The following is a 21,006-nucleotide window of genomic DNA, read 5'->3' as shown; positions in this document are numbered from 1 at the left end:
CGTAAATCAATACAAGAATTGAATAAAATTTCCCCTTGACAAAAGTCCGTACTAGTACTATAATAGTCTTTACACGGACAAAATTACTTGGAGTGATATTATGAACAATTGGGATAAATCCATTAAGGCTATTACTTCCGCTGTTGACAGAACCGATTATTTATACGAAAAATGGGCTAAAAAACAGGGAGTAAACAATTATGTTTCCAGAATTATGTATATGTTATATTTATCCGGAGTCAACAGACAAAAGGAAATGGTAGAAAATTACGGTATGCCGAAGCAAACCGTCAATACCGTTATTACTGAGCTTCAGAAAAAAGGATATATTATACTTATACCCGATGAAAACGACAAACGCAGTAAAATAATAAAGCTGACTCAAGAGGGAATAAATTATGCAAACAAAATCGTCACCCCGCTTTTAGACTGTGAAATAAGAGTTCTTAAAAAAATGGGTACACAACGGGTTGAAATGCTGATTGATACTATGAATCAGTATGCCGATTTACTTGAAACAGAAATGAAAACTTTTTACAGCAAATAAAAAAATTGCCTTATCTGTAAAGACAAAAATTCATAATGGAGGTTACTTATGAAAATTATTACAATAAGCCGTGAATTCGGAAGCGGCGGACGGGAAATCGGAAAAAGAATATCAGATATTTTAAATATGAACTATTACGACCGTGAAATACTAACTGCCATTGCAAAAAACACCGAAATGGACGAACGGTATATTGAATCAATCATAAATAACGGAAGTATACACAGCTTTCCGCTGACATTCGGACGTACCTTTTCCTATTCCTCAGATATAAACAATAAAGCCGTACTTCTTGCGCAGCAGCATAAAATTATTAAAGAAATTGCAGCCAGAAACAAAGATTTTGTTATTGTCGGCAGAAGCTCAAATGAAATATTAAAGGAATATAAACCGTTTAATATTTTTGTTTATGCAAATATGAAAGAAAAAATCAAGCGCTGCCGTGAACGTGACAACAATTCCTCAGACGTTTCCGACTGCGAACTTGAAAAACAAATTCGGCGCATAGACCGCGGAAGAGCGGAAAGTCATGCGCTTGTATCTGATATTGACTGGGGAGACAAATCCGGCTATCATCTGTGCGTAAATACGTCAGGTATGAATATCAAGGATTTAACGCCCCTTATTGCAGAATATGCAAAGTATTATCTACGGAGGAATTTTGAATGAATATACAAATTTCAGAACATTTCACTTATAAAAAGCTGCTTCGTTTTACATTACCGTCAATCATAATGATGGTTTTTACATCTATTTACGGTGTTATTGACGGCTTTTTCGTATCAAACTTTGTAGGAAAAACACCGTTTGCAGCAGTAAATTTTATTATGCCGTTTCTTATGATCCTGGGCGCCGTCGGATTTATGTTCGGTACAGGCGGCAGTGCGCTGATTTCCAAAACTATGGGAGAAGGCAACCGTGATAAAGCCAAACGGCTGTTTTCACTGTTCGTTTATGTAACTGCAATCAGCGGTATTGCAATAGCTGTTATAGGAATGATTTTCATTCGTCCAATCGCATCGTTCCTGGGCGCAGAAGGTAAAATGCTTGAAGACTGCATTATATACGGCAGAATTATTCTTATTGCACTCCCATTTTATATGCTTCAGTATGAATTCCAAAGCTTTTTTGCTACTGCTGAAAAACCTCAGCTTGGTCTTGGAGTAACGGTTGCGGCAGGCTTAACTAACATTATACTGGACGCTCTTTTTATTGCAGTATTTAAATGGGGATTAGCCGGCGCCGCTGCTGCAACTGCAATAAGTCAGACTGTCGGCGGTATTATTCCTCTGATTTACTTCAGCCGTCCGAATAAAAGTCTTCTTCGTCTGACAAAGACTAAATTTGATAAAAAAGCGCTTATTAAAGCGTGTACAAACGGTTCATCCGAATTAATGACTAATATTTCAATGTCAATTGTAAACATGCTCTATAACGCACAGCTGATGAAATATGCCGGAGAAAACGGTGTTGCAGCATATGGTGTTCTGATGTATGTCAATATGATTTTTCTTGCAGCATTTATTGGATATTCCGTGGGTACAGCGCCTATTACAGGATATCATTTCGGCGCCGATAATTATGACGAGCTTAAAGGTCTCTTAAAGAAAAGTTTTTCTATTATCGGTATTTTCTCATTATGCATGCTTGTTCTTGCAGAAATTCTGGCTTATCCGCTGGCAAATTTGTTTGTAGGTTATGATGCCGAATTAATAAATTTAACAATTCGAGGATTTCGTATTTTTTCTTTCTCTTTCTTATTTGCGGGAACTTCTATCTATGGATCCTCTTTCTTTACTGCGCTTAACAACGGACTTATCTCAGCTCTTATTTCATTTTTGCGTACTTTGGTATTTCAGATAGCAGCAGTGTTGATACTACCTGCTTTTCTTGGAATTGACGGTATATGGATATCTATTGTTGCAGCGGAAATAATGTCAATGATTATAACAATAATATTTATTATAAAAATGAGAAAACGATATCATTATATTTAAAACATCTGCCTTGAACAAGCAGACAGTTATTTATAGTAATTAATAAAAATAAGGCAGATACCTCCGTATCTGCCTTATTTAAATAAAAACATAATTTATCGTCTGCAATTTTTTCCGCATTGTTTATCAAACGCCGGATTACATGCATAAAAATTCTTTGAATTAAGATTATCCTGTGTAATACGCAAACCTTCGCCGAATCTCTGAAAATGAACAATTTCTCTTTCACGTAAAAATTTAATAGGATCACGTACGTCCGGATCATCTGCAAGACGAAGTATATTATCATAGGTGGAACGTGCTTTTTGCTCTGCGACAATCCGCCATAAGCATTTAAAAATTAAAATTTCCAGTTGATTTCAATAGGTATTTCCTTTGTTTCTGGGTCACGTTTTCCAACACTGATAAAATCAATTAATTGATTTACAATATCGTGTGTCAGATGCTCCAAAGACAGATATTCTTTGAGCTGTTCTTTGTTGCTTGCCGTATTTGTTTGTTTTTTTTCAATTTCTGCAATCTGTGAGGATAATTCACTTATTAAATTTTCATATGTGCTTTTATCCTTGTGCAAATCAGCGGATAATTGAATAAAATCATCTTCGGTTAAGATACCTTTAACTTTATCAAGATAAAGCGTTTTGATACCTGTCGAGCAATTAACCATTTTCGCTTGATATTCTATTAACTGGTTTTCAAGAATTTGTTTCTTTTCGTCCAGTTTTTGATTAAAAACAACATTCTTTTCAAGTTCGTCCATATCAAGATATTTTGCAGACAGATTTTTTAATTCTGACAGCACATATTCTTCAAGAACAGAAACGGAGATAAAAGAACCGATACAAGCGTCTTTGCAGGCATTCTTGGTTGCACATTTCAGATAACGTCTTTCATGAGATTTTGTAGAACGCATAACGTAACCACAGTACATACATCTTGCTTTTTTTGCAAAAATTCCTATTTCACCATTAGAAAAAGGTTTTGCTTTTTGTTTAATCATTTCTTGAACCGTATTCCATAAATCCATATCAATAATCGGTTCATGAGTTCCCTCTACCCTAATCCATTGTTCCTTTGGAATAGGCTTGTTTTTCTTACTTTTATAGGAAACGCTCCCATACTTACCTTGAACCATGTTGCCGATATAGATTTCGTTAATGAGCATATCTGCAACAGCAAAATATCTCCATAGCGTACTTTGTTTAGTTACAGGTGGTTTATATCGCAGACCATGTAAACGCTTGTACTCTGTAGGATTTGGAATACCTTTTTCATTTAAGTATCTTGCAATTGAACTCTTTCCCATACCTTGCGAAAACAAAGTAAAGACTTCACGAACCACCTGCGCTGCTTCTTCATCAATTATCAGATGCCCTTTTTGATTAGGGTCTTTTTGGTATCCATACAGTGCAAATGCTCCGATATGTGAGCCGTTGCGCCTTTTATTAGTCAGAACGCTTTTAATGTTGTCGGACATATCTTCCAAGTACCATTCGTTAATAAGTCCGTTTATCTGACGGGCTTTTTTGTTGCCTTTGTTTTCCGTGTCGGCATTGTCTACAATACTTATGAAACGGATATTCCATATCGGAAATAATCCATGTATGTACTTTTCAACGATTTCCAGTTCTCTTGTAAATCTTGATTGTGTTTTGCATAACACAATGTCAAACTTGTGTTGTTCTGCATCTTTTAGCAATTGATTAAACGCAGGTCGGTTTCTGTCTGCACCCGTGTAATCGTCATCGCTATAAATGTTGTAAATTTCCCACTCCTTTTGCACCGCATATTCAATAAGCATAGATTTTTGATTTTGAATACTTTCGCTGTCGTCTTCTTTTGAAAGCTTATTTTTATCTTCCTCAGAAAGACGGCAATAAATTGCTACCTTCATTGCTTCATCTTCTCCTTTCGGATTTGATAAAAACAAATCGGTTCGTATGTATCTATAATACAATATTTGAGCCGATTTGTAAAGGGAACTATTTGAACTTTTTGTTAACTTTATCAGCTTCATTTTTGTTAATAATACTTATCCATTTATTTGTGTAATTTTGTGAACGTTCCTTTTCGCTTTTACTTTGAAATGTATTTTTCACATTTATAATTTGTTTTCTTGACAATACAACTCCCTCCATTCTCTGTTGTATTGTTATGTAATACTGCTTGTCTTTTATTCAAAATATTTACAAAATTACTGATTATATTAATTTCCCCTGTTCCACCAACAGGTAACAAAAGTGTACTAATCACAAAAGACAGAGCATAAAAATAAAGATATAACGAGAAAACCCACAGCTTCGGCGAATTACAATTGCCGATGTTATAGTGGGGTCTCCTATTTCATACGAGACCCCACTATAACATCGTGCAATACATATAATAAATTATATTTGCAATTCACCGAAGCTGTGAGCAAGTTATAATATTTATTTTTATTTATATTCTTATTTTTTATTATTATTTAATTATATATAAGAGGTGGTGGAACAGGTGAGATTAACAGAAAGAGACGAGTTGATTTTAAGAGAGGTTGACAGGTGGAGAGCGTGCGGAAGTAAACACATTCGATGGTTAGCCAATTTTTCGGGACAGAGAGCGACAGACAGAAGATTGAAGATTTTAATTGAAGCAGGATATTTGAAACGCAAAAAATTTTTGTATGGTGTGCCAAGTATTTATTTTTTGACAGCCAAAGGCAAATCGCTTATACAGGTCGGAACAGGTACGGAAAAAGTCAAGATTGAACAAATCGTACATGACAGAACAGTTTTAGATACGGCAATTTATTTCATGCACAAAGAAAACTTGTCTTTAAACGACATAACAACGGAAAAGCAATTGCACCAGTCAGACGGTTTTGGAATACGCAGACACAGAGCCGATTTTATTTTTACAAAAGATGAACAGACAAATTGCGTGGAAGTCGAGCTGACGAGGAAAGCAAATAACCGCTTGTTAAATATTATTAAGGATAATTTCATGGAATATGATACGCAAATATGGGTCGTTCCCGATTATCAGACGGCAATTTTAAACGTTTTGAATAACAGCCAGAGATATTATACCAACATAGAAATACTTTCTTTACAGAAAATCACTGACTATATGCAAAGTCTGAAATAGCGATTATATGTTGAGATTTCAAACTATATATGATATACTTTAGGAAAATTTAACGTTGAAAGAGAGGGAAAGTAAATGAATACAGATGAATTAGTAAAACAATATTGTAATTTGATTCAAAAGGACAAAGAATATTTTCAAACATATCAAAAAGCCGACCAAAATACATTTGAAGGACAATTGAAAAATGCTCTTTCTATGCTATATTTATGGAGAAGCATTCCAGAGAATAATCAACTGGAAGAACTCAAACAATGTTTTGAAAACGCTAAATCTATGAAAGCACTGTTAGATATCAGAGAATACTACTTTGATGAATTGATAGAATTAGAAGAATCTGAAAATAAAAACTATCATGAACTATCCGCAAAAAGTTTACAAAAGGTTATGCTTCAGCAAGATTGTAAAAAACAATTAAAAGATTGTATTGAACTATATTTAATGAGTGATACAGTGTGCGAACAAATATGTAATCTATCATAAAAATATAAATTTAATAGAAGTGATGTTAAACATTACTTCTATTTTTTATACCTTGTCCCACATCATACAAGCCTATTTTTCGGCATATAATGTAACAAATCAATTTACTATGAGGTGACAAGCTATGATTTTTAATCTATTTGAACGGACTTAAAAAATATGAAATAATTATAAAAATTCTGATTTTTATAATTCCAATCTGTATTATTATCCACGGTTGCAGACAAACTGTTTTTATGCGAAAGCTGTTTAATTTTCGCCGTGATTTTAAGAGGGTGAAACAAAGAATGAAACAGAAAAACTTAAATGAAACCAATTCCGCATTATTGGGATATAACGGCAGAAAGCCGATTTTTTCCCCTGATAATGCAAAGCATATTTTTATTTGCGGAACTACCGGTAGTGGAAAAACCGTTGCACTCAGCAATTATATGCAGAACTGCATGAAAAAAGACTTTCCCATGCTGATTGTAGACGGCAAAGGAGATACAGGAAAAGGCAGTATTTTAGATGTTCTGACGCAGTTAAACAAGCGTTACCGCAAGAAAATTTACTGCATTAATTTAACAAATCCGTCTTTATCAGATACATATAATCCTTTTTGCAATACTTCTCCAACTGTTGCAAAAGATATGCTTATCAATATGACAGACTGGTCGGAGGAGCATTACAAGGTCAATGCGGAACGCTATTTACAGCGATTGATTTTGTTGATGAACAAAGCAGAAATTCCGCTTTCATTCCAAACGATTGTAAAACATATGGAACTGGATAAATTTTCGGCACTGTCAATGCAGTTGGTGAAAGAAAAGAGAATTTCCAAAGAAAAACATTTAGAAAATCTTGAAATCGCCAAGACTTCGGGAAAAATTGCAGAAAATTCAATTGCAAGATTTTCAACCATTTCCGAAAGTGAATTGGGAGAACTTTTCTCTGATACTGGAATTGATATTGCAACAGCATTGCAGGAAAAGGCAATTATTTTATTTATCTTGAATCCGCTCATTTATCCCGAAATATCACCCGCCTTTGGTCGATTAGTCTTGATTGACAGCAAAAAAGCGATAAGTCAGCGTTTTCAGAGTAATAACAGAACATTTTTCTTGTTCGATGAAATTAATGTATACGCTTCCAAAACACTCATTGACCTTGTGAACAAATCAAGAAGTGCAAATGTCACTTGTGTTCTTGCAACGCAAAGTCTTTCCGACCTTGCAAGTGCAGAAAACGAAGATTTTACACAGCAGATTATTGAAAACTGCAACAACTATCTTGTGTTACGACAAAATAGTGCTATAAATTCCGAAAATTGGGCGAACATTTTGGGCACAAGACAGACCATGGAAGTGACGTATCAGCTACAGCAGAAAGGACTTGACACCACACAAACGGGCTTTGGTTCTGCAAGACGAGTGCGAGAATTTTTATATCACCCTGACGAGATAAAGCAGTTACAAACGGGATATGGCATTTTTCTTTCAAGAGACGAATATTTTCACAGTAAATTACACGTTTTTAAGCCGTTTTAGGGGGAGTTCCTATGATTGACAGATTAATTGACGATATTGAAAGAAGTATACTTTTTCTTTTTCGGTTTTGGAAAAATAACCCGGTTTATCTTGTTTGTTCTATATTTTACTATGTAATTTCATCGATTCTTTTAGGCGGTACGGAAAAAAGTTTTTTAATTGTGTTTGTGGTTTATGCAGTATCACTTATCATTGGATTTAGTCCGTTAGGCGAGAAGCTTTTGAGGTTATTAAACAGAGTTCGCCCGCTTGAAACGAAACGGGAAACAGAATATTTACAGCCGTTATTTGGGGAAGTTTATGAACGTGCCAAAGAGAAATACAAAAAACTCAGAAAGATTGAAATTTGCGTAATAGACAATATGACAGTCAACGCTATGGCGTTAGGAAGAAATACGATTGCAGTCACCAAGGGAGCAATGCATACATTCACCGAAGATGAACTAAAAGCAGTTATCGGGCATGAAATTGCACATCTTGTACATGGTGATACAATGGCAACTATATATGCGATTGTTGGAAATGGTATTCTCTCCGTGTTTGTACTTATTGCAAGATTATTCTTGTTATTATTGGATTGGATTCAGAGTGCATTTACTGGAAAACGCAGTATTTTTTCCGCATTAATGCTTTTAATAAGGCTTTATTTTGAGTTTTCTATTTGGTTTTTGAATTTCGGATTACAGGTGATTTTGTCGGTAAACAGCCGTAAAAATGAGTTTAAAGCGGATTTGTTTTCTTACTCTATCGGCTATGATACGGACATGATTGAAGCACTTTATTTGCTTGAAAAAATATCTTTGGGCGATAACAGTTCCATTATTCAAAAAATGATTGCCAGTCACCCAAGAATTACACTAAGAATTAAACATCTTGAAGAATTTGACGAGCTTGCGAAGTAAAGTTTTCCTTAACCCCTTAACGACCTATAGTTAAAAAAGTCCCCGATATGTTTTAAAAGAACATATCGGGGAGTTTTTTAATATTTTGGACTTTGGGGTGGGAAATAAGGAAATATATTATCTTAAATAAACTTTATTTCCGTTGATTTCTATAAACTTATAACCGTCACTATTAGTCCATACCCTGTGCCATTTTCCGCTTTCATCTTTAATATTTTCGTTATTCATTACTTCGTACATATTTCCATTTTCATCATAAATAAATCGTTCTCCATTATTCAAATTTGAGGACGCATCACATGAAGCAATATTGATACTCCATTTTAACATAGTAGGTATTAGAATTAATGTACAGCACATAGCAATTTTAAAAGCTATTTTGAAACCAAGCCACCATGCACGAAACCATGTTCCAACACGTTCGCCTTTTGGCGTTCTGCTGTTTATGTACAATGTCAATAAAATGGTTAGAATTATGCTTATAATACCTGCTAAAATAAACTCACTGCTTTGTATTACCAAACCGGCTGGAAGTAATAAAATAAGCGCTGAAAAGTCCATTAGCAAATATGCCACCAATTTGTTATACCGTTTTTTCATTTTAAATTCTCCTTTAATTTAATTTTATGATAACATAACATTATCCATAACTTTAATAGGTTCTTCACTATCTTCTGTTGTTCCGTTACCAAGCTGACCGCATTCATTTGACCCCCATGTATACATACAACCATCGTTAGTAATTGCAACATTAGAACTTATGCAATTTACATTTTCCATTATTTTTACCGGTGAATTATGTTTTACCATTTCATATAAGCAATCATCTTCTCCTATAAAATAAATCGTATTACCACAACAACTTATTTCTTTTGCTTGTTGTGATATTTCGAGTTTAGTCGGAACTGAAGCTGTACCAATAACGCCTTTATTTGTTACTATTCGACCACAAATATATATATCACCTGAATTAGATAAAATTGCACAATAATAATCTCCAAATGATATATCTTTAACTTTGTCCATTACTTGTACTGGAGATTTCATATTATCTGTCGTTTCACCATTTCCAAGTTGTCCCCAAATATTACTCCCCCAAATATATAGTACATCATCATTAGTAATTACTGCTCCATTATCCCCTCCAAGTTTAACTTTTTTTACATTATCCATTATTTTGACTGGTGATTTGAATGGACCACTATCACCATTTCCCAATCCATAAAGATTGTAGCCCCATACAAATAAACTGCTATCATTCGTAATTACTGCACCAGCTTCAAAACCTAAGCTAACCGAAACTGCATTATCCATTATTTTTATTGGTTCTATACTATTATCATCATCGCCATTGCCCAATCTTCCATATCTTCCACACCCCCATGTATAAAGACTACCATCATTTGTAATTACTGCACTTGTGTCATATCCTAAACTTGCACAAGCTACATTTTCCATTACTTTTATAGGTGTTGAACTGATTCCATTTTTATCCCAATATACTTTAATAAATTCATCTGTAACTGTTCCAAGTTGTCCGTCGCTGTTATTTCCCCAGAGATATAAATCTCCATTATTTGTTATTGCTCCACGATGTTCACCATAACATGAAATTTTTCCAGATGGAACTAGCTCGATAAGATTTTCTTTTGCTTCTGTTTGCATAGTAGTAACTGTTTCTACTTTTCTAATAACAACATTCCGCAAGTTAGGATTATAAGATTTCATTTCTTCTGATGAAACAGAACTAATTTTACCCAAGATTAAATCTTTATAAATTTCCTCTGGTATATTAAAATTCAATATTACTTTTGCGTTTTTATCATTATAATAATACGATAAAGAACTTACGTCACCACCTAAATAGCCACCAGTACCACCGATACAATTAAAATCACCTAATACTTTACTGCATGATTTATAATCCATATCGGCTTGAATAGTTTCGCTAACTTTTCCTGATTTATTGACTTGTATTCCGTCTAAGGTTAGTTCTCCTGATTCTAATTTTGCTTTTAATGTATCGCTATGAATTTCTTCGCCATTGTTGGCTGATATAATATCGTCACCCGAAACTTGAACATAAAATTCCATTCCAGATAATACAGATTGATTTTGAATGTAAATATATCCGTCATTTTCTGTTTTGATAATCTGATATTCTCCATTCATAAGCGAAATTATTTCGGGTATGTTTTTTTCTATTAAATCTACTGCTGTGTAGTTTAAGGTGGGTTCAATGTGGTCAGTTGGCTCAATCACTTTTTTCAAAGTGATATTAAATATATTTTCCTCACCATAGACTACATTTACAAAATCATCTGTTTCAAAAACTTCATATCCGTCAGCCTTAACAACTATTTTATAGCTATCTTGCGGACATTCTAAAGTATATTCACCATTTTCATTTGTAGTTGCAGTAATTCCATGTGACATACCCCGTACATTGTTTATTATAATTTCAGCGTCTTTTATTGGATTATTGCTTTCGTCTGTAACTGTACCCGAAAGCATTTCATTAGTATTTATGCTTACTAATTCTACTAAAGTTTCATCTCCGCCATTATAGTTTTTACATTCAGCAGGGGTATTATCTTTTTTATTATATTTTCTAAGATACCATTCTGCATCATCTTTACCATAAACAGATTTTGCTTCTTTCAACGACTCATTTACAGTATATCCAAATAACAGTTTGTGAATAAAAAAATCTCTCATTCGATTATCATAATCTGCGATTACTGTATCTGTTAATCCAATTACTGCTTTTGCATTACAATCATTAGCAAGAGTTCCAACCAATATATCATTAGTGTATCCTTTGCAACAACTTAACCATATTATTTCATCAGTTAATGCATTGTAATAATAATATTCAAAAAAATTATATTTTAAATAATATTCCCCACCCAAAAAGCCAAATATTGTGCCTATTCTTTTGGCATCCCTATCATCTGAATAATTATTTTCAAATGGATTCATCTCTTCCTGTAAAAATACAGTAGGATTACCATTATAATCTATAAAACCATGTGCATCTATATTTATAAAATCATAACCACTATGACCATCAGATCCATTTAGAATTGTTTTAAATTCTTCTACAGTAACGTTTGATCTTACATCAGTTTTTAAATCATTTGTAGTCCACGTTTGAGAAAGAACATTATTTAAATTCCGTTCGTAATCATTATCCATACAATCAATAATTAAAGCTGATTTTGGATAATAAGTTAAGTTATACGTTGATAAATTTTCCTTAATATATCCATTTGCATTGTTATTGCCACTCTCTATATAAGTTTTGTTAAAATAATTACTTGAAATACTTTTTTCAAAATTGCCTTTTTCAATATCAAATATGCTATCATTTTTACTATTATCTTCATTAATATTATTATTTGTTTCAAGCGAAGAAAAACAATCATCTAATATAATAGAGCCCTCTGCACCATTACTATATAAGAAAAAATAGCAATTATATTCATCATTAAATTTGATTGAATCTTTTTTAATTTTGTTTTCACTTTCAAGCGTATTAAGAACATTTAATGCGATCTCTTTTCTTTCTTCTAAACTTGCGTTTTTAAATGCATCATTAACAATTTTTTCATATATTTCTTTATCAACTGCTGTATAAACATCTGAATTATTCTCAGACGATAACTTATTTCTATAGACAAGCAACGAACCTGCAAATCCTAACAACACAACAATAACCACAATCAAAATCCCAATAGTTCTTTTTTTACTTCTCATAAAACCATCTCCAAATTTGCATACTTCCCACAAAATAGGTTATCATAATAATGACCCAAATCGTGAAATCAGTTCGCTTAGTTGGATACTAAGCGACTTTTCATTAGGAAACAACGCAAAATAGAGAGAAATCCACTTTCCTTGACCATAATTTTGACCCTTAATAGAAAACGGCAAGCTTTTCCAGGTTCATTTTTTTATGCTCATTTGATGGGTGTACATAGCGTTCCATAGTGAATTTTACGCTTGAGTGTCCTAACATTTCACTAAGACTTTTAATGTCGCAACCTTGCTCAATTGCCCTTGTTGCAAATGTATGTCTTAATGCATGAAAATTTGTATCGGGTATTCTTGCATTTTCAAGACAACTTTTAAATTTTTTCTGATAAGAACGTGGCTCAATATAATCAGTCGTGCTGGTTAAAATATACGATTTATCGCCTGATTTATACTCTTTAAGTAATTCAAGCAGAAATGACGGTATCGGAATATCACGAATCGACTTTTGACTTTTAGGAGTGTCAATCACAATTTTAGTTTTTGTCTTAGCATTTTTATCTAAGTTTTTCAGTCTTTGCATTGTCTTTCCGATATGAATTGTTTCATCATAAAAATTCACGTCTTCCCATTGCAAAGCGCAAATTTCTCCTAATCTGATACCCATAAATAATGACAGCAAAATTCCTGTTTTCTGTATTTCAAAGTTTGTCTGTACATAATTTACAAGCTTTATAAATTCGGAATTTTTCAAAACAGGCAGTTCATCTTTCAGCGATTTTGGATATATAATCGAATCAAAATCAAAGTAATTTATATATTTCTTTGACTGCCCATACTTTATTATTTGAATTAAAAGTGAAATCATGTCGCACACAGTTTTGGGCGATAATTGGTTATTTTTTGATATAAAATCTTGTACAAGCTCACTTGTGAGGTACATTGCTTTTACATTTTTGAAATGCGGAATAAAATGTTTGTCTATAAGATAACGATATGTTACTTCTGAGGATATTTTAATTGATTTTTCCTTGATATAAAGCCATTCTTTGAATAATTCTTCCATGTTGATTTTATTGCTTATATTTTGACTGCAAAGTTTTTTATTCAACGATAATTTTTCTTTCACTTCTGTATATGTTCTTCCGTAAACAGAACGGTAAACGGCTTTTCCATCGCTTGAATATGCTTCGATATATCGTCCTTCCCATCTTCCATCTGCTCGTTTTCTGATGTTTTCTCCACGTTTTGCCATGTATATAACCTCCTGTCCGCTGACCCATATTTTGACCCCTAATAAAAATAAATCTCATATTTTATTGTTTACTATACTTAAAAACCAACATTTATATTTATAAAAATTGTAGATTTTTCAGACTTGACTTATGTTTTTTCTTGACTTTTTTACTAATTCCGTGTAAAATAAAGATAGAATTTAGTTGAAAATAGTCAGTCGCTTAGTATCCAACTAAGCGACTTTTTATGGGTCAATTTCAATAATATGCACTACTATTAATACATCTTATTATATACTATTCACATATTCTGCGGATATGACAATTAATCCTTAAATCTGCACTTCCATTTTAATTCATAAAAAAATACTGTCAAGGGTAAATGCACACTTCGTGCCCTTGACAGTATTTTTTTATGAATTTCTTTGCAATTAGCAAATTTAAGGATTATACTTTAAAATCAACAAAAATAAGTATACGAATCCGTTTGTTTTTATCATATTTTACGTACGTTACCCATGTGAGATTGTAGCAATGGTAAGGCATGTCCTACTTTTTAAACTCTAAAACCACGTAAAATAGGCACTTTTGAGACTTGTAGCCTTTGTATGATAGTACCATCTGCCGCCATATCCTCCACAAGATCAGTTATAGGGTCACCTTTAGATTGAAAATACGCTGCTGTAAACGGTGTTCCGGAAGCGGCAACAGGATATATGCCTGTGGTATGATCAACAAAATAAGTGTCAAAGCCGCTTGCTTTAATTTCTTCAGGTGTTAGATTTCTTGTTAATTGATATAATATTGCTGAAACAATTTCCATATGTGCTAATTCATATGAACATTATAGATAGATATATTAAATATATTATTTTAAAAGTATTTTTTAGCAATTTTTCCAAAAATATTTTTGTTATTTTATGGCAAAATGTAGAAAATTTTAAAAAGTAGGCATAATATATATGGTAAATATTGTAAAATTATTGGTTATATTGTATAATTAAAAAAGAATATTTATAAGAGACATTGTAAATAGTTAACCGGAAGTCAAAAATGTTGTGGTTATATGAAATTAATATTTTTAATTAGGAGGAATCGTTATGGCAGATACTACTTTAACACCAAAAAATCAAGCGCCGAATATGTATGTTGATTGGACGGACGGAGGAAGTTATGATTTCGTAATTGTAGATTGGTACTGTGAAACAGTAGCCAACAATACTTACTGGGCTGTTCATAACTGGTCCGGAGGCTATGCAGGTTTTCAGTATTCTGGAGGTCAATATAAAATATTGCTGTCTATATGGAATGATGGCAGTATGCTTCCGGAAATCGAATATTTATCCGCTGACAGCGATCCGAATTATCTTGATTTCGGCGGCGAGGGAGAAGGAAAACACATTTTTACCAACTATACCTGGACAGTAGGAAAATGGTATACAATGTGCATAGGAACCAAAACTATAAATGGAAAAACTTATTATGCGCAATGGGTTCGTGAAGAAGGAGCAAGTGACTGGTTTCTTGCAGCAATTATCAGTTTCCCTCAGGCTAACCGTACACTAAACAAAAGCTCTATGTTTCAGGAGGACTTTACATTTAACGGCAATTTAAAACGCAGATGCAGGTTAAGACGTGCTTATGGTCGTAATTCCAGTACAAAAAACTGGGAGTCATGGAAAAATAACAAAATTACAAATTCATATTTCCCATATAAGGAAACTACATGGGCTGATGTTGAATGGAATGTAACCCAAAACTGCGATTGGGGTACGGACAGCAGCAATAGCTATGTGTGGGTTCAGTCAGGTGGGAATACTCCTGATAACGGTAAATCAGCTCCGCCGGCTATATATAGCTTAAATCAGCCTTCTGCTCCAAGTAACTGGCCTCAATGGTCGGATATCCTGCCAAAGTATATAAACAGCAAATTCAGCAATTTGTATGTTGCTTTTTCAGGATCAAAAGTTATTCAGAGTAATAACAAATATTATTGGAACTTTGTAGATTCAGGTGATGGATATTTTTATATATTAACATCAGATAATTCTAAGGCTATAACAATAAGTGGTACAGACAACGGTTCTGACTTGATACTTACTGCATTCAATGGCGGTGCAGACAACCAGAAATGGAATAAATTCAATGCCGGAACTGGTCTGCTTCATTATTTCAAACCAAAATCAGCTCCGACAAAAACGATGGATATTGAAGGTCCATCCACAGCTTCAAACGCAGTAATTCAGATATGGGAATTTGGCACAGATCCTGATCAGTTTAAATGGAATACTATGAGTACAGTTGAAAAGCATTCTATTAAAAGTAATTATAGTAATTTATTTGTTTCACCTTCACAAGCAAATGTTGTTCAAAGCAATACGCAATATGAATGGAATTTTGTACAGTGCAGCGACGAATATTTCTATATACTGACTCCGGATAATGCCAAAGCTGTGTCAATAAGCGGAACAGGAGATGGTTCGAACCTGATTCTCAAAACGTTTAATGCCGCTGATGATACACAGAAATGGAAAAAAAGCAGCGCTGGCAGCAATCTTTATTATATTCGACCGAAAGCTGCTTCAACAATGACAATGGATATTGAAGGACCGTCTACTGGGTCAGGTGCACCAATTCAGATATGGACGCATAATACTTCGGCTGCTCAGTTTAAGTGGTATGTTCTTTAAATGCTTTCATCTCAGTTGGATTCACTTTGGTTACTAGCCGAAAAACTCAAAAATAGAATTTTTAGAAGTCACCTTTAAATGTTTTTTACTTTCTATCGGATATGCAACCAAAAGTAAAAAATTAAAATCCCCACTTGAACTTAATAAAGCAAGTGGGGACTTTTAATGAAAAGATGGTAAACAGTCACAAACTGTATTTATATTCTACACTTTATATTTATACAAAATATAGACATAATGTAAATATTTGATTAATTTTATATTTATATGTTGATTTCTGTAAATTTTTGGTATATAATGTGTTTATAAGCATGCTTAAAAAAATTAATTTAAGGAGAATCATTATGAAAAAAACAAATAAAATTATTTCTGCTTTACTTTCCATTGTTTTTATTGCTGCATTTTCAATTACATCAAATGATAGTATTCTTGTATTTAAGAATCTATCAATATCAGCTAGTGCTGAAGCAACATCTAATGGTTTTGTTTATAATATTAGCAATAATCAAATTACAATTACAGGTTACAACGGAACATCTTCACAAATCTCAATACCCAGTACAATAAATGGGTATTCTGTAACAACAATTGGATCAAGAGCTTTTGAAGATAATACAAATATTTCTAACGTTACAATACCTGGTTCAGTAAAAGTAATTGGTGCATTTGCATTTGAAGATTGTACTAATTTACAATATGTTAATATTAATTCCGGTGTTCAACAAATCAAGGAGTGCGCTTTTAGACGATGCAAAAAAATCACATCCATTACTCTTCCATCTACAATACAAAACTTAGAACAACTTATTTTCTACGGCTGTGAGTCATTAACTTCTGTAAAAATAAATTCTACATATTTAAAAACAATCCCAAGGTCAATGTTTCAGACATGCTATGGGTTAACTTCAATTTCTATTCCGTATACAATTGAAAGTATAGAACCAACAGCTTTTTCATGGTGTACAAGTTTAAAAACCGTTAATATTCCAAGTAATTCACGTTTAACTACAATTGGCTGGGAAGCGTTTGCACATTGTGGCAAATTAAACAATATTTTTATTCCGGATTCTGTAAATTATATGGGAAATGATGTGTTTTTTCAATGTACATCCTTAAGTAATATTAACATTAATCCTACTAACAGATACATGCAAAGTTCTTCTTTTAAATATACTCCATATTATACTAATAATTATACTGTAACAAAACATCCAAATTATAATTTAGGTCCGGCAAAATTATGTACAGGAAAACAGTTAGTATTTACAATTTTCTTAGAGGATAATCAAACAAAATTTTCTTCCGCCGATAAAACTGCCAAAAGAGAATTAGTATCTGACGCTACAAATAAAATTTCAATAGAAGCCGGTAAATATGGTAAAAGTGTTAATTTTGTTACAAGTAATTCAAATTCTTTGCTTGAAGTTACTAAAACAGTCCAGAATTCCGAATTAACAAATATTTTAAACGGAACATCAAGTACATATATATTTTCATTACTTGACGATGTTCCTGAATTAACATACGATGGCAGACGTACTCTTTTAAGTCATTATGGAGCTGACGGAATATCTTACGTCATTTTTGTTAATCGTAACGGAAGATCATATTCTGTTATTGGAAACTGGGAAGAATTTAACGAAAAATCACTAATTTATAATGATAGCAGAGGGTCAGCAGTTGTAATGCATGAAATGTTACATTTATTCGGTGCACCTGATTTATATACTAATACATACATGTCTCAACATTACAATGAAGATATTATGGTGAAAGGCGCTCATCCATGCATGATCGGTCCTGTTACAGCATACGCTATAGGCTGGGTAGATTGTATTTTAAAAACTGAATATGATATGCTGTATTCTTAAATCAGATAATACTAAACCAAATTTTCATAAAACTAACAAGCGGCAAGGAGAGATCCTGCCGCTTAAATTTATATAAAAAATAGAGCGAAATATTTCTACCCCGCTCCGCAAAAATGTATAACATTTTTTCCCTGTGCATAATAGTATATCATATTTTAAAGAAATTGTCAAAAGTATAAAAAAGCCCGTCAGGAAATTCCCGACGGGTTTAGCTTTGTATTGTTTCTGCGGTATATTTTTTCAACAAATTAATTATACCACACTTTTATAAATTTTGCAAATTATTTCACTTTATTCTCAATTTCAGTATGCAGACGTTTAATAAAATTTTCCCCTGCAATACCATTCTGCTGATATCCCCACTTATCAAGAAGATAATTTACTGCTTTCAGCGTACCGTCACCGAAAGACTTATTTTTATCCATGCCGTATTTGTTAATACCTAACCGCCATTGCCAAGCTTAGTCTTAACACCTCGGTTCGACATGATTTTCTGTACTTCTGTATTAATATTGTTTGCCAACGTCTTTGACGTACCTCCCACGCGGCTGTAATATACCTCAAAGCCCTGTCCGCCGCCTGCATTGAAATGAATATCCACAACCAGATCAGGAGCATATTTATTACACATTGCGACTTTACTGTCCATATCGGTATCAATATCCTGAGTACGTGACAGCTTAAAATCAACTCCGTATTTACTTAAAATTTCAGACAGTGCAAAGGCTGTTTTCAGTGTATACTCTTTTTCGACTATGTACTTAACCGCTCCGCTGTCTGTTCCACCGTGCCCTACTCCTATAAATACTTTTTTACTCATTATTATTTACCTCATTTCTTAAATTTAGATATAAAAAATACACCCTGTAAAAACAGAGTGCATATTGACATATTATGCCGATTATAGTATAATAATGTTTATGGGCATACCTGAAACGGTAGGCTTGCCATCTTTAGGGCAAGTCTGCCGAACGCTTTTCCTATTGCGTTCGGTAGGCGGTTGTTCCCTCCTTACGCCATAAACTTACTTATCGTCCCCACTAGGGCAGGCGAAATAAGCAGGCAAGGAGGTGATAGATAATGGAATCAATCATTGTCTTCTTAATCCTTGTGACTCTTAATGAAGTTATCAAGAATATAAAGAAATAAACCGCCCAAGCTCCCAACTTTGCGGTTTATTAATAACCAATATGAGGGAGCGACCGTCTATCGGTATGCCCCTTTTTTATTATTATACATCAATTATGGAAATATGTCAACTTTATTTTATAATTTCATACGTCTTTTCAAAAATATCTGGTTTACATGGATAAAACTCACCGTTAACACCCTTAATAATATAATCACCCTTAGTTATGACCATATCTCCCTCTAATGTTTTTATTTTCATATCAACACTCGGAATACCCTTTCCACACTGCCAAGCTGCATCTTGAATATCATAAATTAAACTTTCGCCTACAAATTCTTTGACTTCTTCCAAATTAATTCCAGTCCATCGTATAGCCTTTATAATTACAGGCTTTTTTCTGTATTTATTCATTTAGTTCTCCTTCAAGTTCATAACCGCCGCAAGACCTGCCGAGACAGCTGATACAGCTAATCCCAAAACAGCGGATTTTACAGTTAAATCCGTTGCAGCGATATTTACCGCTATGTAACCTACAGCCGTTTGTAAAAATGTTCTAAGTGAACGCTTTGCCCATGTTTTCATAATTAACCTCCTAAATAACATACAATTTTAATCTCAACGTTCCTGCTGTACCTGTGGAGTTAGTTTGCGTTAATGTGAATACTCCTGCGCTTGTACAGGTGACTGTATAAGTATAAATCCTTGTACCCGTATAAATCTGCTTTGTAAATACCGCTCCTGCCACAATAGCGGAAATCGGAATCACATCACAAAAGTTTACCGTCTCTCTTTCCGTCAAGCTTGCAGCCATATACAGCAGTGAATATTTTGCTATCTCAGCATTGGTTACCGTCAGACTGTTTTCATTTGTTGAGTTTTCAGCAAGAAGTGTTCCCGATTGGGACTGCTTTATGTGCGGCGCAATTAAATCACCGGTCAGCGTTCCTCCGGTCAATGGAAGATAGCTTTGCAAATTGGTATTGTCCTGTAAGATTCTCGGAGTTACCGTTGTCCAGCCGCCCGGAGCGTCCGCAGTATCGCCGAAATCAGACAGCGTTACATTTGTACCCCTCAAAACCGTTACTGCAAAAACAGAACGGTATGTTCCGGTATATGCGCCAAAATAAAAATAACCGTTTTCACTGTCCTCATAATATCCAAAATTTACTGTACCCCTTTTATGCGGCAGCAGCGTTGTAACCGACATAGTCGGCTTGCTTTCACGGTTGCTTAATTGTATCAGCCATGCGCCTGTCTGGGGAGAACCAAAATTGCCTGCGTCTGTCACAAGCAAGGTTGCTCCGCAGTTTTCAAGCGTATTAATATTGCTTGTTCTGGCAAACATAGAATATCTGGAAATGCTGTCATACGGTCCCAATTCATAGCGGCGGGTCTTGCCGGTCACATCTATCGTTATATCCTGTGTTCCGTCAAATGATACTCCGTTGATCTTACGGGCTGTTTCAAGTTTTTTGGCGCTGTCAGATAACTCTGACACACTTTTTATGCCCTCTTCCATATGATTAAAATTTTCAGCTGACATAGGAGTTCCCTGCTGTACGACCTTTCCCGCAGGAGTGATTGAAACCGTTCCGTCGCTGTTTTGATTGATACGGTAACGATTATCGGAAAGAATATGATCTTTCCAATTTGTCGGAATATATCCCATTATGATTCGCCCTCCTCATATACACGGAATTTTAATTTCATAATCAGTATTTGTCCGGATTTTTTTACT

General features: G+C 33.8%; 20 protein-coding genes and 1 pseudogene. 9 read left to right on the top strand and 12 right to left on the bottom strand.

The features are described from left to right. Positions 1-100 precede the first annotated feature (100 nt). From OCV67_RS06150 to OCV67_RS06140, 3 genes are read left to right on the top strand one after another with little or no spacing between them, the layout of a single operon-like run. A complete protein-coding gene (locus OCV67_RS06150) occupies positions 101-547 on the top strand; it encodes a MarR family winged helix-turn-helix transcriptional regulator (RefSeq protein WP_147643112.1) in 447 nt (148 codons plus the stop codon). 48 nt (positions 548-595) lie between these two features. Beyond that, on the top strand, positions 596-1,216 hold the full coding sequence (locus OCV67_RS06145) for a cytidylate kinase-like family protein (protein ID WP_147643111.1): 621 nt from the start codon (positions 596-598) through the stop codon (positions 1,214-1,216). Then, on the top strand, positions 1,213-2,544 hold the full coding sequence (locus OCV67_RS06140; RefSeq protein ID WP_147643110.1) for an MATE family efflux transporter: 1,332 nt from the start codon (positions 1,213-1,215) through the stop codon (positions 2,542-2,544). Before OCV67_RS06145 ends, OCV67_RS06140 begins: the two co-directional genes overlap by 4 nt. 95 nt (positions 2,545-2,639) lie before the next feature. Here the strand turns inward: OCV67_RS06140 and OCV67_RS06135 are convergent, their stop codons facing one another. The 3 genes from OCV67_RS06135 to OCV67_RS06125 form a co-directional block, all read right to left on the bottom strand. After that, entirely contained in the window at positions 2,640-2,897 is a 258-nt protein-coding gene (locus OCV67_RS06135; protein WP_262644407.1) for a manganese catalase family protein, read from the bottom strand. Then, entirely contained in the window at positions 2,885-4,438 is a 1,554-nt protein-coding gene (locus OCV67_RS06130; RefSeq protein WP_147643109.1) for a recombinase family protein, read from the bottom strand. The genes OCV67_RS06135 and OCV67_RS06130 overlap by 13 nt, the downstream gene beginning before the upstream one ends. An 88-nt stretch (positions 4,439-4,526) precedes the next feature. After that, positions 4,527-4,667: a hypothetical protein gene (locus tag OCV67_RS06125; protein WP_178085028.1), complete on the bottom strand. Its 141-nt coding sequence runs from the start codon at positions 4,665-4,667 to the stop codon at positions 4,527-4,529. Positions 4,668-5,037: 370 nt separating this feature from the next. Here OCV67_RS06125 and OCV67_RS06120 point away from each other — a divergent pair, with 370 nt between their 5' ends. From OCV67_RS06120 to OCV67_RS06105, 4 genes are all read left to right on the top strand, one after another. Further along, positions 5,038-5,670: a replication-relaxation family protein gene (locus tag OCV67_RS06120; RefSeq protein ID WP_178085027.1), complete on the top strand. Its 633-nt coding sequence runs from the start codon at positions 5,038-5,040 to the stop codon at positions 5,668-5,670. Between the two features lie 75 nt (positions 5,671-5,745). Then, positions 5,746-6,153 carry a hypothetical protein gene (locus tag OCV67_RS06115; protein ID WP_147643107.1) on the top strand — a complete coding sequence of 136 codons (408 nt, stop codon included), beginning with the start codon at positions 5,746-5,748 and terminating at the stop codon, positions 6,151-6,153. Between the two features lie 287 nt (positions 6,154-6,440). Then, the gene (locus OCV67_RS06110) at positions 6,441-7,682 is read left to right on the top strand and encodes a type IV secretory system conjugative DNA transfer family protein (RefSeq protein ID WP_178085026.1); all 1,242 of its coding nucleotides are present in this window, start codon (positions 6,441-6,443) and stop codon (positions 7,680-7,682) included. Positions 7,683-7,693: 11 nt separating this feature from the next. Continuing rightward, positions 7,694-8,584 (top strand): M48 family metalloprotease, encoded by an 891-nt coding sequence (locus tag OCV67_RS06105; protein WP_147643105.1) that lies wholly within the window; start codon positions 7,694-7,696, stop codon positions 8,582-8,584. Positions 8,585-8,701: 117 nt separating this feature from the next. Here the strand turns inward: OCV67_RS06105 and OCV67_RS06100 are convergent, their stop codons facing one another. The 4 genes and pseudogenes from OCV67_RS06100 to OCV67_RS06085 form a co-directional block, all read right to left on the bottom strand. Beyond that, positions 8,702-9,184 carry a hypothetical protein gene (locus tag OCV67_RS06100; RefSeq protein ID WP_147643104.1) on the bottom strand — a complete coding sequence of 161 codons (483 nt, stop codon included), beginning with the start codon at positions 9,182-9,184 and terminating at the stop codon, positions 8,702-8,704. Between the two features lie 24 nt (positions 9,185-9,208). Continuing rightward, the gene (locus OCV67_RS06095; RefSeq protein ID WP_147643103.1) at positions 9,209-12,343 is read right to left on the bottom strand and encodes an RCC1 domain-containing protein; all 3,135 of its coding nucleotides are present in this window, start codon (positions 12,341-12,343) and stop codon (positions 9,209-9,211) included. 160 nt (positions 12,344-12,503) lie between these two features. Then, complete coding sequence (locus OCV67_RS06090; protein ID WP_147643102.1) at positions 12,504-13,595, bottom strand: tyrosine-type recombinase/integrase; 1,092 nt, start codon at positions 13,593-13,595, stop codon at positions 12,504-12,506. Positions 13,596-14,194: 599 nt separating this feature from the next. After that, positions 14,195-14,410, bottom strand: a pseudogene (locus OCV67_RS06085) (manganese catalase family protein); the annotation flags it as partial. Positions 14,411-14,675: 265 nt separating this feature from the next. Between OCV67_RS06085 and OCV67_RS06080 the strand changes: the two are divergent. Both OCV67_RS06080 and OCV67_RS06075 read left to right on the top strand, forming a co-directional pair. Then, a complete protein-coding gene (locus OCV67_RS06080) occupies positions 14,676-16,265 on the top strand; it encodes a DUF3472 domain-containing protein (protein WP_147643100.1) in 1,590 nt (529 codons plus the stop codon). 344 nt (positions 16,266-16,609) lie between these two features. Then, a complete protein-coding gene (locus OCV67_RS06075) occupies positions 16,610-18,136 on the top strand; it encodes a leucine-rich repeat domain-containing protein (protein ID WP_178085025.1) in 1,527 nt (508 codons plus the stop codon). Between the two features lie 281 nt (positions 18,137-18,417). On the opposite strand, the gene OCV67_RS06070 is transcribed toward OCV67_RS06075, so the two are convergent. The 5 genes from OCV67_RS06070 to OCV67_RS06050 all read right to left on the bottom strand — a co-directional run bounded on the left by OCV67_RS06070 (position 18,418) and on the right by OCV67_RS06050 (position 20,937). Next, on the bottom strand, positions 18,418-18,561 hold the full coding sequence (locus tag OCV67_RS06070) for a hypothetical protein (RefSeq protein ID WP_178085024.1): 144 nt from the start codon (positions 18,559-18,561) through the stop codon (positions 18,418-18,420). Positions 18,562-18,578: 17 nt separating this feature from the next. Continuing rightward, the gene (locus tag OCV67_RS06065; protein WP_147643098.1) at positions 18,579-18,956 is read right to left on the bottom strand and encodes an N-acetylmuramoyl-L-alanine amidase; all 378 of its coding nucleotides are present in this window, start codon (positions 18,954-18,956) and stop codon (positions 18,579-18,581) included. Positions 18,957-19,397: 441 nt separating this feature from the next. Then, entirely contained in the window at positions 19,398-19,679 is a 282-nt protein-coding gene (locus tag OCV67_RS06060; protein ID WP_147643097.1) for a hypothetical protein, read from the bottom strand. Continuing rightward, positions 19,680-19,850 (bottom strand): hypothetical protein, encoded by a 171-nt coding sequence (locus tag OCV67_RS06055; protein WP_178085023.1) that lies wholly within the window; start codon positions 19,848-19,850, stop codon positions 19,680-19,682. It abuts the gene before it with no gap. 10 nt (positions 19,851-19,860) lie between these two features. Beyond that, the gene (locus tag OCV67_RS06050; RefSeq protein ID WP_147643096.1) at positions 19,861-20,937 is read right to left on the bottom strand and encodes a hypothetical protein; all 1,077 of its coding nucleotides are present in this window, start codon (positions 20,935-20,937) and stop codon (positions 19,861-19,863) included. Positions 20,938-21,006: the final 69 nt, after the last annotated feature.

It is taken from the genome of Porcipelethomonas ammoniilytica (assembly GCF_025567485.1).
In the GTDB taxonomy this organism is placed as follows: domain Bacteria; phylum Bacillota; class Clostridia; order Oscillospirales; family Ruminococcaceae; genus Porcipelethomonas; species Porcipelethomonas ammoniilytica.
The sequence above is the reverse complement of the archived record's forward strand: the minus strand, read 5'-3'. Positions and strand labels throughout refer to the sequence as shown.